This window comes from Enterobacter sp. TMH.L2 (assembly GCF_050847315.1).
Lineage (GTDB): Bacteria > Pseudomonadota > Gammaproteobacteria > Enterobacterales > Enterobacteriaceae > Cedecea.
Genome location: NZ_CP193791.1, coordinates 1,727,793 through 1,741,398 on the forward strand (window position 1 = coordinate 1,727,793; position 13,606 = coordinate 1,741,398).

Consider the following 13,606-nt stretch of genomic DNA (forward strand, 5'->3'; position numbering starts at 1 on the left):
TTAATAACGGCTATTCCCCGGCCTTACTGTTGTCGCGCCACTTGAAGGTGACGCGCTGATACCATGGCTCGGGGACAGGGTGAACGATGCTGCGTAGTGCTCTGGCGTAATCCATCACCAGCCCCGGAGTCCAGGCCATAGAAGTGGCACGTTTACGCACCTGGGCGGCTATCCAGAGCTCGGGCATCGCGAGCGTTCTGAGTATGGACAACCAGCTTCGCGTATGTTTTGAAAGCACGCCATCCAGCGACGCTTCAAGAGCGTAAGCAACGCTGCTCGAGCAATTACGGTAGGTGAGGTTGTAAGTTTTTGTCAGCTTGTAGGCACTCCAGAAACGCTGTAAGGCTTTGCCATTGTAATGATGGAAATAGATCTTGCGATCTGACTGGCACCACTCTGCGGATTCAGTGGCATAGTCAGGCTGATACGTTCCCGGCACATCATTATCGCGTGTGGCCTTAAGCGTATTCAAAAACTCGGCTGGCGACCTATCAATGTCTTCTGCAGGATAAAGGCTGATGTAAAGATCAGGTGGGACTTCAAGCGCGGCGTGGCCCGTTGATATAACACCTTCGGAGTCTACTGCGGCGATATAGCGGTTGATGACCGGCCGTGGAATTGTTGACGCGCTGGCTGTGCCTTCCGGGGTCCAGATATGTACGGTTAGCGGTTCACGAAAATCAACGTTCGCGGGTTCGGCGAGGTTAGGCTTGATATTCGTGCCTTTTTTCACTTCAACACCTATTCCTGCAGGCACTAAAAGGTCGAAGACCGAGATACCTTCTCGCAGCCTTGCAACGCGAAGTGCAAGACGTACGGTATGGATCCCGCTGAAAATCATCAGTGTTCCCAGGAAGAACGATACCGTAGCTTTATAATGTGTAGGCCAGGGGCTGAACATAAAAAAGGCGAACATAACTTGCGCTAAACCGGTGAGCAGAGTGTCCTTCCAGTGGGGGAAACGTACAATCCACGCCGAGAAAATAACGAACAGGCCAATGACGAAATAAGCAAAACCAAACACGATGGCCAGCAGCAAATTGCTGTAGGGCTGGTTGGATAAGATAAGCAGCGAGACGAAACAAAAAATCCCCCCCTTAAAGTAAAGCACGGCTTTTTGCGCTCCGACTCCGCCGGAAGCGATGCTCAGCGTTACCAGACTTTCCAGCAGCAAAAGCAGGCCAAAAAAGCGCAACGGGAAATAGGTCACGCCGTCCAGACCGTCCAGGAAAATAGCCAGTCCGAGCAGGCTCCAAAGACTCCCCAGCAGGATCAGATATTTAACCCTTGAGCGCATAAAGTCGACGCCGAACAGTAACAACGCAATCTGAATCACAAGTTTGTCTCTCCTTAAAAAGTGCTCACGTCCGTGTTTAGATAGCCAGATCGTAATGGCTGACCTGCCAGTTTCCGACAATAATGCTTGTCCCGCCGTTGGACATAGCAACGCCGCCGCTGTCAACCAGCGTGAGCCATTCATCCTCATTCACCTTGATACGAAATATCAGGGGTTTGCTTTTGTTCGGAACAGGGGAGAGCCAATGCTGCCGAAGTTTTTCCCGATCTGAGGGATGTACCTGCGCCAGGACTCGCTCGATGGTGTCGAACGCTTGGGGCGAAGTTGAACCCAGGAGTGAAGAGAGATCGTTTTCCCAGTTGAAAATACCGGTTTCAGGCTCCAGTCGATAAAGTATGCCATTACCCGCCAGTCGGCCAGTGTCCGGATTGAAACGCGTCGTAGAGCGGCTTAACACTCGCACAAAGACGACCAGTAAGGCGGTAGCAGAGAGATAGCTCAGCGCCAGCAGCAGGGATTCGGTGAAGCTAAGGCCGTGGAGAAAGAAGGGCCCCTGATGCTGGTCGGTAAAGTGGATAACAATCGCCCCCAGTGTCAGCAGGCCAATCGAGCCTCCACGATTCCCCCAGACCAGGGAAAGCATTAGCGTTAGCACAATCGGTAAGCAAGAAAGAGCAAAATAGAGCGCGGCGGCTTCGGTTCTGAGCCAGGTCCCGCTGTAGTCGAAAATAAACACCGTTGCGGCACAAATCAGCAGTAACAGCGCCAGACCTGTCAGACGGGAAGACCAGGTAAGAGCGGCCTGGAGGCCACGCTTATTCACGAAGCCCATGACGACGGTCGTTGCGAAGAAAATCCCGGTCACGTCGGCAACGAATCCATTCCAGATGGTCTTTGTTATCGGCTGATCGGTGAAATACGCGTAGCCTCCGCCGACGATTAGCGCATCGAACAGGCTGACAATAAAGGTGGCGCAGATCCACAGCAGGATGACGTGCAGGTCGTCATTGGGCCGAGAGAAACGGCGTACCAGCCAGGCAATAAGCACGTTGGCAGGCATCGCCAGCAGCGAATAACCCAGCGTGGTTAAAAAAAGAGGCAGGCTATGCCAGGCTTCGTCCTGCAGGATGCTTGCTACCGCGAAGATAAGGATAAGAGCAGGGTAGTCACGCCAGCGGGCAGACAATAAAGCCGCTACGGCAACGCCCGATGGGAACCAGACAATCGCTATTGCGGAGTTCGGGTCGTCAAATTTTAGCGAGATAAGCCCGGACAGATAATAGACCAGCCCCCACAAAAGCAGGATAGCGGTTTGCTGCAGCCAGGAAGGGAAATACGTTTTCATTTCTCGTCCATTTTTGATTCAGGAATGCGCGCAGCACTCCGCTGTCGGGCGTTATTTTACGTAAAGGCTAACAACCCTTGGCTGAAAACACAAAATAGGGCCATTTACTAGACTTCAGACTGCATGCCGCGCATCGACTTTCTCTGCTGAGAAAATAGCCCTGACGTTAGCCGCTGAAGGTTGTATTTGCCCTTCATGTTGATGATTGTCTTCTATATCTTGCTCGTGGGTCTGCCCATGCGATCCGGTTTCTGCCACGATGCTTTGCTTATAAAGATCGGGGCGTTCTTCGGCTCCCGGGCATACGCAGTGGGAAGCGGGAGAGGGGATCAAAGCGGTACGCAGAGATTCCCGAAGTTCGCGTTGCACCCATTTCATGGCCTGATTTGGCATCGCTGAGACGGACATTTTCCCCGCCAAAAGACAGGGCTTCACGTTCCAGACCATCAATAAAATATCCTTGCGGGTCCCTGCATCGGTCGAATGATAAATTTTCGCGGATGTCAGGTGCGAGCTGGCCTGATCTTCCCAGCTATAAACCAGCAGGGCAGCAGTATCACTTCGGACATTCAGCGGCTTTACCGTGGGTTTAAAAATGCCGATGACAATCAGTGCGGCCAGCATACTAAGCAGTAAGCCACTGCACAATAACAGCAGGCGTTGGCTGTTTTTATTAAGTAAAAATAAGCGTGTTTTGAACCCGGACATCCCAACCAACTCCAGGGCTGAATCGGTCGTTTCCAACAAGAAAATGCCCCTCATCCAACCCGAATTTAATAAGCGAAACAGCAAAACCTTTATGTAAAAATTAGATTAATTTATTGTGAATAAAATGCTCTGAAAGCAGAGGGTTATTACTATTAATCCTCCACGATCATCCTCCTTAAGAGTAAATAATGGCTCAACGATAAGGAATAAACCCAGAATTATACTGGTTATTTGCCGCTGCCCTTTCCTTTCCTGGAGTTAATGATTTAAATGGTGATGTATTTAAGTGGGATGTTCTGTTGGTTTGCTGTTGATTGGCATAAATTATCTGTTTTTTTCCCTACAGACGCTACGCAGCGATCAAGCGCTCATCCACTGGCGCAGGTTTTCCAGCATCGCCATGCACTTTTGCAGCTGCTCTTCGGCAACAAACTCATCGGGCTTGTGCCCCTGGTCCATGCTACCTGGGCCACAAATCAGCGTGGCAATCCCGGCTTCATCAAAAAGCCCGCCTTCGGTGCCAAATGCCACGGTGCTGAAATCAGCGCTGTCGCACCACTGCGCCAGCCATCGGGCAAATTCTGACTGGGCATCCGTCAGCAGGCCGGGGTAGTGGCTCAAGGGAGTAAACCGGATGGCGCTTGCCGGGGAGATGTTTTGCATGGCGGGCACCAGTTTTTGCTGCGCATAGCCCTGAATGTCGGCGATCGCCGCCGTGACTTCGACGCCCGGCAGGTAGCGGATCTCAAAATCAAACTGGCATTCCTGCGGCACAATGTTCAGCGCGCTGCCGCCGTGAATGGTGCCAACCTGGAGCGTACTGAACGGGGGATCAAAGCGGGCATCCGTCTTTTGGGTCAGCGCCTCACGAACTTCTCCCAGTTTGCCGATAAGCCGGGCGGCATATTCAATGGCGTTCACCCCTTCTGGCGCATAGGCAGAATGGCAGGCTAGGCCGTGCACCTCACAGCGGATGGCAATTTTCCCTTTGTGCCCGTAAACCGGGCGCATTTCGGTTGGCTCTCCAACAATACACAGCGAGGGTTTCTCTTTGGAGGCACGGAGGTGCTCCACCAGGCTGCGCACGCCAAGGCAACCGACCTCTTCGTCGTAGGAGAAGGCGAGGTGCAGCGGTATTTTCAGCGGCTGTGAAAGAAACGCCGGGACGGAGGCCAGCACGCAGGCGATGAAGCCCTTCATGTCCGCTGCCCCGCGCCCATAATAGCGGCCATCCCGGTAAGTCATGTCGAAAGGAGGGACGCTCCACTGTTGCCCGTCCACCGGCACCACGTCGGTATGGCCGGAGAGCATCACACCGCCGCCGCCTGCCGGGCCAAACACCGCATAAAGATTGGCTTTACGCCCGTCCTCACTGTGAAACAGCTCCGCACTGATGCCCCATTCGGCAAGGTAATCGCGAATATCCTCGATCAGCGCCAGGTTCGACTCGCGGCTGGTGGTGTCTCGCGCCAGTAACTTCTGCAATAAAGGAATCAGTTGGCTATTCATCGCCTGGCACACCGTAGCTGGGGGCTTCTCGCGGATCGAGTGCACGGATCAGGTAATCCTGCATTTGTGGTTTATAGGCCAGCCAGAGCGAATGCAGCGCGGCAATCGGGTTATCGTCCGCCCAGTCAACGCGCAGGTCGACTACCGGCCAGGCGACGGTGTCCACTACCTTTAATGCGGCCGAGTGTACCGGCCCGGCTTCACCCCCTTTTTCCAGCGCCGCTTCAAGGGCGGTCATTAGCCTGTCAGCCAACGGGCCGGGGCATTGTTCGAAGCGTTCGATCATGGCGTTAATTACTGACGTATCGGCCAGCATATTGCCCGCCGCCACGCAGTTGTCCCCCTCCACGGCGTGGTAAATGCCCAGTGAATTAATGCCGCTGTGGCAGGCGGTTTTGCCGTTGCTGTCGATGACCGTCACCTGCCGGTAGTCGCCGTGCAGATGTTCACTGGCGACCAGCTTTAGCGCCTCCTGCGGCGTGGCACCTTCGCCCAGCTTCGACAGCACCATCGGGCCCAGCGCGGGCAGGGTAATATTCTGGCTCGACACCGCGCCGACGCCCGGCACCAGCCACGGGCAGCGAGCGGCGACCGCGATGCTGGACGAGCTAATGGCGATGCCAAGCTGGCCGGTGTCCCGGCAGCGTGCGGCGATGGAAAAGGTCATTTTTCCCCCTGAGTATCGCCCGGGATCACCGCGATAACATCGATTTCCATTAGCCACTGCGGCTGGCCGAGGGCGGAAACCACCAGCCCGGTGGAGATCGGGAAGACGCCTCTCAGCCATTTGCCGACTTCCTGATACACCGGCTCGCGGTAGCGCGGGTCGATAATGTAAGTCGTGGTTTTCACTATGTGGGAGAGATCGCTCCCGGCTTCCTCCAGCAGTTGCTTAACGTTTTTCATGGCCTGCTCAGCCTGCGCCTGCGGGTCGCCCAGCCCAATCAAATTCCCTTCAAAATCCGTCCCGACCTGGCCGCGCACATACACGGTGTTACCGGCGCGTACCGCCTGGCAGAGATCGTTGTTCAGCGACTGATTAGGGTAAGTCTCTTTGGTGTTAAACATGCGAATACGGGTATGCGTGGGCATCGGTTAATTCCTTGTTGGCAAAAAGGTTAGCGCTGGGAAGCGTCGAGATAGCGGCTGTACTTGCGCTGGGTTTCAATGTGGTCGGCGACGTATTTCGCGTCATGCCACACGCCCCAGATAAACGTTGAGCCCCGGCGGGAAAGCCACGGCAGGCCGAGAAAATAGACGCCCGGCTCGCTGGAAACGCCGCGCTGGTGGCGTGGTTTGCCCTGAGCATCAAAGGCATCCACGTTGAGCCAGCCGTAGTCCGGGGCGTATCCGGTCGCCCAGATAATCGAGGTGATGCCCGCTTCGGCCAGGTTCAATTCCAGCGTGGGCTGGGTGACGCAAAGCGGATCGGCCGGGAAGACTCGGGCCTGCGGCTCTTCAGGCAGATCGATCCCGTTGCGGGTAATCCACGCATCGGCGGCGTCCAGCAGGGCCAGGTAACTTTCATCCCCCTGGCGGATGTTGTGTGCCAGATTATCTTCAAAAAAGACTTTCCCCTCGGCGAAGCGCTGGGTCAGGCCGACGAGGTGAATGCCCTGGTGTGCGAGTGCCCGGAAATCAACGGTGTGGCCGCCGCGAGCGCCACTCACCGCAATGGTGACGTGTTCTTTGCCAGGCTGATTGGCCGCCGCATCCCACAGCCCAAGCACCCCCAGCCACCAGCAGAAGTCCCGGTTGCGGTAGGCGCGGGGAGGGCGGTCGTGGGCACCCACGGAAAGGTAAACCTGCTTGCCCGCACGCTGTAGCTCATCGGCGATTTGTACCCCGGAAGAGCCAGCCCCCACCACAAGCACCGCGCCAGCCGGTAGCTGAGCCGGGTTTTTGTAGGCGGCGGAATGAATCTGGTGCAGCCCGTCATCTGCCGGAGCAATGGCCGGGATGACCGGGCGCTGGAAAGGCCCGGTGGCGGCCACGATATGCTTTGCTTCGACAATACCGTCGCTGGTTTCCACCGTGAAACCCGACCTGCCGTGATGGCGCGTCACGCTTTTCACTTCCACGCCGGTTTTTACCGGCGCTTCAAATTTCCGGGCGTAGTTTTGGAAGTAGTTCGCCACCTCGTCTTTGGGGATAAAACTGTCCGGGTCGGCGGCGTCAAATTCAAGGCCAGGAAAGCGGTCGTGCCAGGCCGGGCCGTTGGCAACCAGCGAATCCCAGCGGCCGCTGCGCCAGGCTTCGGCGATGCGGTTTTTCTCCAGCACCAGATGGGGAATACCGAGGCGCGTCAGGTGCTCGCTCATGGCGATCCCGGCCTGGCCGGCACCAATCACAAGGGTATCTGTCTGTGTTTTTATTTCGGTCATGTCTGTTTCCTTGATGCTCGGGAAATAAGGTTCAGCGCAGCTTCGCGATGGCACAAGGTTATTAAGCGGCAGACATTCCGTAAAATATTATAAATCTAGGGATAAGGTATAAATAAAGTGGTCTCCAGCTATGGGCTATGAATTTCCTGTATTTTAAGACGGTGAAACACCACTTTTTAATTTTCGACCAGGGTTTTCGGCATCAGCTCAAAGGTGCGGCAGTAATCCATAAATAAGCGCGTCGGCCGGGTCGGCTCGTTATTGCGTAAATAAGCCATCACCAGCGTAGAGGCCGCCATATCATCAATGATTTCCACCTGCTTAACGCGCTGGCCGTCATAGGTTATGTCGGTGCAGGGGCGGGTGACCAGCACCGAAAATCCCATGCCCTGGCCGACCATGCAGCGCACCATTTCAATCGACGGCGAACTGTAGGCCACCTCCGGGTGCAGGCCTTTGTCGGTGAAAATATTCATGAAGTAGCTTTTGCTGGGAATAACGTCCAGCAGGATCATCGGTTCGCGACTGAGTTCTTTGAGCGTGACGGTGGTTTTTTTCGCCAGCGGATGAGCCGCAGGCAGCAGAGCGTAAGGTTTCTGCGGGGCGTTCAGTTTTTCGGTATGCAGCGTGCTCTCTAACTCCAGGTTGTACATAAAGGCGAGGTCGAAGCGCCCGCGGTGCAGCCCGTGGGTCAGTTCATTTTGCTCCCCGTCGTACAGTCGGATGGTTATGTCAGGATAAAGCTTGCGAAACCCGGCGATGAGCCTCGGCAGATAAAGCGGGGCCGCGGACTCGAAGCAGCCGATGGCGATGGTGCCGGAAACCAGGTCGTTATCCGCTTTGGCATTTTGCTCAAACTGGTATGAAAGCCGCAGCAACTCGCGTGCTTTTTCATAAAACCGCAGCCCGCCTGGCGTGAGCGAAACGCCCTGCGCGTGGTGGCGAATAAAAAACTGCTGCTCAAAAGTGTCTTCCAGGTTTTTGATGGCAATGGAAACGGAAGGCTGGGCGATATGCAGCTGCCTTGAGGCTTCAGCGATGCTCTGCGCCTCCACGACGGTGACAAAGTACTTGAGCTGCTTGAGCGTGAAATGTGTCATGGCGCTAACCCCGCTTTTTTATTGTCAATGCAGCCTTGAAGAGAGCTTCAGGCTATTCAGTCAGTTTGCAGCAAGGCTCATGCCAGGTGTAACAGTGGTGGACACAAACGGTAAAATTATGCCCTGAAAAAATATTTTTATTTTTATTGGCCACGAATTATCCCCAAAAAGTGGCAGACGAAAAATGATCCGCACCTTTTTGGTGCGGGTGAATATTTTGAGCCGCTATTATCTGCCTGAAATATGTCTTTATTGGCTTTTCTTCGGCGAATTAATATCTTGCGCTGCGCTGGTGCAAAAAAATAACCATTGCATTAAAACAATTTTTTATAGAGGTAAGGCATATTTTTCGTCCTTTATCCCGACGCGCTTCTGCTGCAGCATGACCCCATCGCAAACGCTCATCGAGTGATTATCGTCCTGGCGAATATATTGCAAGGCATTCCCCGGCGCGAAAATCATCCGTTGTTTCAGGTGCCGCCGTTGGGGCATCCATAAAAATGATTAACCACCTGCACTGGAGTCATCGCATGTTTACATCCTCACACAGCAAGGCGTTATTTTCCTGCATGGCGGCGGCGCTGCCTTTACTGCTCAGCGGCGGGGCTCAGGCGGCCGTGATGACCCCCGGTCAGCTTACGGTGGGGAGCGATATTACCTTCCCGCCTTACGAATACCTCGACGGCAAAACCCCGGCGGGTTTCGATATTGAATTTATCAACGGCGTGGTCGAAGCGATGAAGCTGCAGCCCAATTACGTGGATACCCGCTTCACCAGCCTGATCCCCGGCCTGCAGGCGAAACGCTTCGAGCTGATTGCTTCCGCGCTGTTTATCACCCCGGAGCGCCAGAAGGTGATCGACATGGTGCCTTACCTGAAAACCGGCGAGTCGCTGCTGACGCTGAGCAATGCCAGCTTCAAGCCAACCAAGCCGGAAGAGCTTTGCGGGCATAAAGTCGGGTCGATGCAGGGCACTTACTGGCTGGAAAAACTGCACACGCTGTCGGCGGATTACTGCGTGAAGCAGGGGCTGAAGCCGATTACGGTTAGCGAATTCTCAACCGACCCGCAGACAACCCAGGCGCTGCTTTCCCACGCGGTTGAAGTGCAGATGACCGATGCCGCCGTGGCAAGTCAGGTGGTGGACAAAATGAAAGGGCGACTGGCGGTGACCTCGACCGACCTGCTGTACCCGGTGCTGGTGGGGCTTGGGGTGAGTAAAACCAACCCGGAGCTGAAAAAAGCGCTGAACGAAGGCATTGCGGCCTTTAAAGCGAGCGGCAAGTACTCGGCATTAGTGAAAAAGTATCACCTGGCGGAGCCGTCCGAAGCCGAAATTCAGGCCAGCAGTTTGTAATCATTACCGCCGGGGAGTACAGATATGTCGTTTGACTGGAACTATTTATTCAGCCTGTTTAGCAATGCCGATTTTTGGCAGGCAACCTGGACCGTGATTAAGCTGAGCCTGCTGAGCTGGGTAATCAGCATTGGCTTTGGCTTTCTTCTGGCGCTGGGCAAACAGGCGGCGTCTCCTTGGCTCTCTTTACCGGCGCGGGCCTATATCTGGCTGTTCCGCAGCCTGCCGCTGCTGGTGCTGCTGATTTTTGTCTATAACCTGCCTCAGGCGCTGCCCGGCAGCTCGGCCTTGTTAAGCGACCCGTTCTGGGCCGGGCTTATCGCGCTGGTGCTGAGTGAAACGGCCTATATTGCCGAGATTCACCGTGGTGGCCTGCTGGCTATCCCTCGCGGGCAGCGTGAGGCCGCCCATGCCCTGGGGCTGCGCTACGCCGGCATTCAGTGGCTGGTCATTGTGCCGCAGGCGCTGCGGGTGGCGTTGCCGTCGCTGGCGAACGAATACATCTCCATTGTGAAACTTAGCTCGCTGGTTTCGGTGATTTCACTGACCGAGATCCTGATGGTTGGGCAGCGGCTTTACTCGCAAAACTTCCTGGTGATGGAGACCATGGCGGCGGTGGCTTTCTATTATGTGTTTATCGTGACCGTTTTTGATTTCCTGCTAAAGCTGCTGGAAAAACGGCTGGATGTCACCCAGCGCAAAACCGCACGCCTGCCGGAAGCCGAACTGGAAACGATGGCGGCACAGGAAAGCGGGCTGGTTGCTCGCCCGGCTCTGGCAGTGAATGTTCCCGCGCTGCAGGCCCGCAAGCTGCACAAGGCCTACAACAACGTGGAGGTGCTTGGCGCGGTGAACCTGGACATCAAGCCCGGTGAAGTGGTGTCCGTCATTGGTCCGTCAGGTTCCGGCAAAACCACGCTGATTCGTCTGCTGAACGGCCTCGAGCAGTTGGATAACGGCGAGATCCTGATCAACGGCCAGCCGTTTATTCGCCTGGAAAAACACGGGGCCCAGAAGCCGCAGTATTTGGAAAACGCCGCGCACCGGCTGAACATCGGCATGGTGTTTCAGGGCTTTAACCTGTTCCCGCACTTAACGGTGATGAAAAACCTGATGCTGGCCCCGCACTACCATCGCCTGGCGACGGATGCAGAGCTGAAGCGCGATGCCTGCGTGTTGCTGCGCAAAGTCGGCATGCTCGAGCACGCCCACAAATACCCACACCAGCTTTCCGGCGGGCAGCAACAAAGGGTGGCGATTGCCCGGGCTTTAATGATGCGTCCGCAAATTATGCTGTTCGATGAGCCTACCTCGGCGTTGGATCCTGAAAAGGTGAATGAGGTGCTGCAGGTGATTGAGAACCTGGCGGAGGAGGGCATCACGATGGTGATTGTCACCCACGAGATGAACTTCGCGTTCAGCGTGTCGGACAGAATTGTGTTTATGGAAAAAGGGCGAGTCGTTTGCGATGACTCTCCTCAGGCGCTGCGCAGCGGAGAGAACCCACGTATTACCGAATTCCTGAAAGACGTAAACCTGGCCCCTGTTACGGCCTAAAAAAACGGGCTGCGGTAACATTATCCTGCCGCAGCCCGGGTGGATTAAATCTCTATTACCTTCACGCCGGAACTGCGCGCCATTCGTACGCACTCCGCCGTATCTTCTCCCCCAGGAAAGGCCAGCAGCACGTCGGGGCGGCTGTCCTCCAGCATAAACAGATTGCGGCGGGTTTCCGCGTATTTGCCGTGCAGCGCCCAGTTGGCCGGGTAGCGAATGACGTGCACGTCGGTGCCGCGTGCCCAGGTTTCAATGGCGCCGCCGAGCGACTGATGTCCCCCGTGGATCAGCACATTCATTGTCTGCGTGCTGGCATATAAATCCAGCACGCGGGTGAGGGTATGGGTGTCGGCATAAAACCGACCTGCGCAAATTAAAACTCTCACTTTTCTGTACCTTAACGTTGCTTTCCTTGAAAAGATGCTTCGTCCACCTTGCGGCGGTTATTGTTTTTTAAGCGTCCGGCGGCGTTTCGATAAAGCGCAGCGACTTATCGCCCAGACGGTCAATCACCGGGTAGGCCACGGCCGCGATGTGGTGATGTACGCGGCGGTAGTCCCGCAGCACTCGCTGGAAAATGTCGCCGGATTCCGCCCAGGCATTTTTGTCCTCTCGCAGTTTTTTGAAGTGCTCGCGGCTGGCGGAAGCCTCGAGCTGACGAATGGTTTCCTTGCGCTGCACCAGCTGATGGGCAGCGGATAAATCTTCACGCATAAACGCGGCGATGCCGAGGCGCAGGCTGGTGAGGATCTCCGCGTGCAGCAGGCGAATATTGTGTAATTCAAAGTCGCTGAACAGTTCGCCACGGCGAGCGCGGCGCGTAGCTAACTGGGTCAGGTTGCTGGAAAGAATGTCCCCAGCATGCTCGAAGTTGATGATGAACATCAGGATCTCCTGGGCGCGATCGGCATCCGCGTCATTCAGCCCGTCATGGCTGATATCGGCCAGGTAAGCACGCACCGCCGCGCTGAGCAGATCCACCGACTGATCAAGTTGGCGAATCTCATCGGCAGCCTGCTTTTCCTGGGTGACAAACAACACCAGCAGGCGGTCCAGCATGATGGTCAGCATGTCGGCTGCGCGCAGCGATTCACGGACTGAATTAGACAGGCCGATGTAAGCCACTTCGAGGCCGGCATCGTCCAGATACATCGGCATCCCAGGGTCGCCCACGCGCTCTTCTTCCGGGAACAAACGCTCCAGGAAACGAGCCATCGGCGCGGTCAGACCGATAAACAACAGTGCGAGCACGGCGCTAAAGGCCGTGTGGAACCACACCACCAGCTGCGGCGTGCTCAGCCCGGACTTCTGCGCAAGATCCGTCAGCAGCGGAAGCATTAAGAGCGCCAGCGCGCAGCCGACCAGGCGAACAACCAGGTTGCCAACCGGCAGGCGACGAGCCACGGCGGAGCCCGCGTTCAGTACCGGCGGCAACGCCCCACCAATATTGGCTCCCATCACCAGAATCAGCGCTGTTTCTGGCCCCATCGCGCCGGTGGCCGCGAGGGAAGCGATCAGCAAAATGATCGCCACGCTGGAGTGGCACAGCAGCGTCAGGATCGCGGCCACCAGCAGGGCGATTAAGATATCGCCCTGCAGCCCCTGCATCACGGCGTGAAACACCGGCGTGACTTCGATTTCCGCCAGCGTGCCGCTCAGTAAATGCAGGGCAAGTAGCATCAGGCCGAGGCCAATCAGGGCGCAGCCCACGCTCTCAAAGTTGGAATGGTCGCGCAGCTTGAAGACCACAAACCCGGCCAGCAGAAGCAGCGGGATGGCCATTTCCATGTCGAAGCTCATCAGCTGCACCACCAGCGTGGAGCCGATATTAGCGCCGAGCATCACCGCCAGGGCTGGGGCAAGGCTCAGCGTCCCTGCGGCGGTGAACGACGTCGCCATCATGCTTACCGCGGTGCTGCTTTGCAGAACGCCGGTAATGCCGATCCCGGCGAGCAGGGCCGTCCAGCGGCTGGTGAGGTGGCGTCCCATCCAGTTGCGCAGCGGCGTGCCGAAGCCGCGCTGCAGCGCAGTTGAAATCATATGGCTGCCCCAGAGCAGCAAAGCGATGGCGCCAGCCAGGTTAATTAACAGAGTAGTTCCGGACATAATCAATTCCCCCTCTTCAGGGCGGGTGGTGTAACAAAACGCAGTAACCTGATCGAAAAACGATGTATGGCGCTGGCGAGGTTTAGTAACGCTTTCGCGTGTCGATAGTTGATTTTCCCTCCGGCGAACCAGGCCAGGGCGTGGACGCGAAGGGTGCGGGTTATTTTCATTAAAAATAAGACAACCAGTGCGATGGTCTTATTTTTAATCAGGAAAATAATGGAATGTTGCTTTTCCATAAT

13 protein-coding genes are annotated in these 13,606 nt (G+C 55.9%); 2 read left to right on the forward strand and 11 right to left on the reverse strand.

The features are described from left to right. Positions 1-10 precede the first annotated feature (10 nt). From ACREYP_RS08260 to ACREYP_RS08295, 8 genes are all read right to left on the reverse strand, one after another. Positions 11-1,336, reverse strand: coding sequence for an HdeD family acid-resistance protein (locus tag ACREYP_RS08260; RefSeq protein WP_336818024.1), 1,326 nt, complete (start codon positions 1,334-1,336; stop codon positions 11-13). A gap of 37 nt (positions 1,337-1,373) precedes the next feature. After that, positions 1,374-2,642, reverse strand: a complete 1,269-nt coding sequence (locus ACREYP_RS08265) for an MASE1 domain-containing protein (RefSeq protein WP_008458058.1) — start codon at positions 2,640-2,642, stop codon at positions 1,374-1,376. Between the two features lie 114 nt (positions 2,643-2,756). Then, the gene (locus ACREYP_RS08270) at positions 2,757-3,386 is read right to left on the reverse strand and encodes a hypothetical protein (protein WP_498881250.1); all 630 of its coding nucleotides are present in this window, start codon (positions 3,384-3,386) and stop codon (positions 2,757-2,759) included. Between the two features lie 324 nt (positions 3,387-3,710). Beyond that, a complete protein-coding gene (gene argE / locus ACREYP_RS08275; RefSeq protein WP_498881251.1) occupies positions 3,711-4,859 on the reverse strand; it encodes an acetylornithine deacetylase in 1,149 nt (382 codons plus the stop codon). Next, the gene (locus tag ACREYP_RS08280; protein WP_498881252.1) at positions 4,852-5,526 is read right to left on the reverse strand and encodes a DUF1028 domain-containing protein; all 675 of its coding nucleotides are present in this window, start codon (positions 5,524-5,526) and stop codon (positions 4,852-4,854) included. The genes argE and ACREYP_RS08280 overlap by 8 nt, the downstream gene beginning before the upstream one ends. After that, on the reverse strand, positions 5,523-5,951 hold the full coding sequence (locus ACREYP_RS08285) for a RidA family protein (RefSeq protein WP_008458066.1): 429 nt from the start codon (positions 5,949-5,951) through the stop codon (positions 5,523-5,525). Before ACREYP_RS08285 ends, ACREYP_RS08280 begins: the two co-directional genes overlap by 4 nt. A gap of 26 nt (positions 5,952-5,977) precedes the next feature. After that, the gene (locus tag ACREYP_RS08290) at positions 5,978-7,243 is read right to left on the reverse strand and encodes a flavin-containing monooxygenase (protein ID WP_008458068.1); all 1,266 of its coding nucleotides are present in this window, start codon (positions 7,241-7,243) and stop codon (positions 5,978-5,980) included. Between the two features lie 176 nt (positions 7,244-7,419). Further along, entirely contained in the window at positions 7,420-8,343 is a 924-nt protein-coding gene (locus ACREYP_RS08295) for a LysR substrate-binding domain-containing protein (protein ID WP_008458071.1), read from the reverse strand. A 530-nt stretch (positions 8,344-8,873) separates the two neighbouring features. Here ACREYP_RS08295 and ACREYP_RS08300 point away from each other — a divergent pair. Together ACREYP_RS08300 and ACREYP_RS08305 are read left to right on the forward strand one after the other, a co-directional pair. Beyond that, entirely contained in the window at positions 8,874-9,701 is an 828-nt protein-coding gene (locus ACREYP_RS08300; protein WP_498881253.1) for an ABC transporter substrate-binding protein, read from the forward strand. A gap of 24 nt (positions 9,702-9,725) precedes the next feature. Beyond that, positions 9,726-11,258, forward strand: coding sequence for an amino acid ABC transporter permease/ATP-binding protein (locus tag ACREYP_RS08305; protein WP_498881254.1), 1,533 nt, complete (start codon positions 9,726-9,728; stop codon positions 11,256-11,258). Between the two features lie 44 nt (positions 11,259-11,302). Here ACREYP_RS08305 and ACREYP_RS08310 read toward each other — a convergent pair whose 3' ends face one another. The 3 genes from ACREYP_RS08310 to ACREYP_RS08320 form a co-directional block, all read right to left on the reverse strand. Beyond that, a complete protein-coding gene (locus tag ACREYP_RS08310) occupies positions 11,303-11,644 on the reverse strand; it encodes a DUF2493 domain-containing protein (protein ID WP_008458076.1) in 342 nt (113 codons plus the stop codon). 67 nt (positions 11,645-11,711) lie between these two features. Continuing rightward, positions 11,712-13,364: a Na/Pi cotransporter family protein gene (locus tag ACREYP_RS08315; protein WP_008458078.1), complete on the reverse strand. Its 1,653-nt coding sequence runs from the start codon at positions 13,362-13,364 to the stop codon at positions 11,712-11,714. 2 nt (positions 13,365-13,366) lie between these two features. Beyond that, entirely contained in the window at positions 13,367-13,603 is a 237-nt protein-coding gene (locus ACREYP_RS08320) for a hypothetical protein (protein WP_008458080.1), read from the reverse strand. Positions 13,604-13,606: the final 3 nt, after the last annotated feature.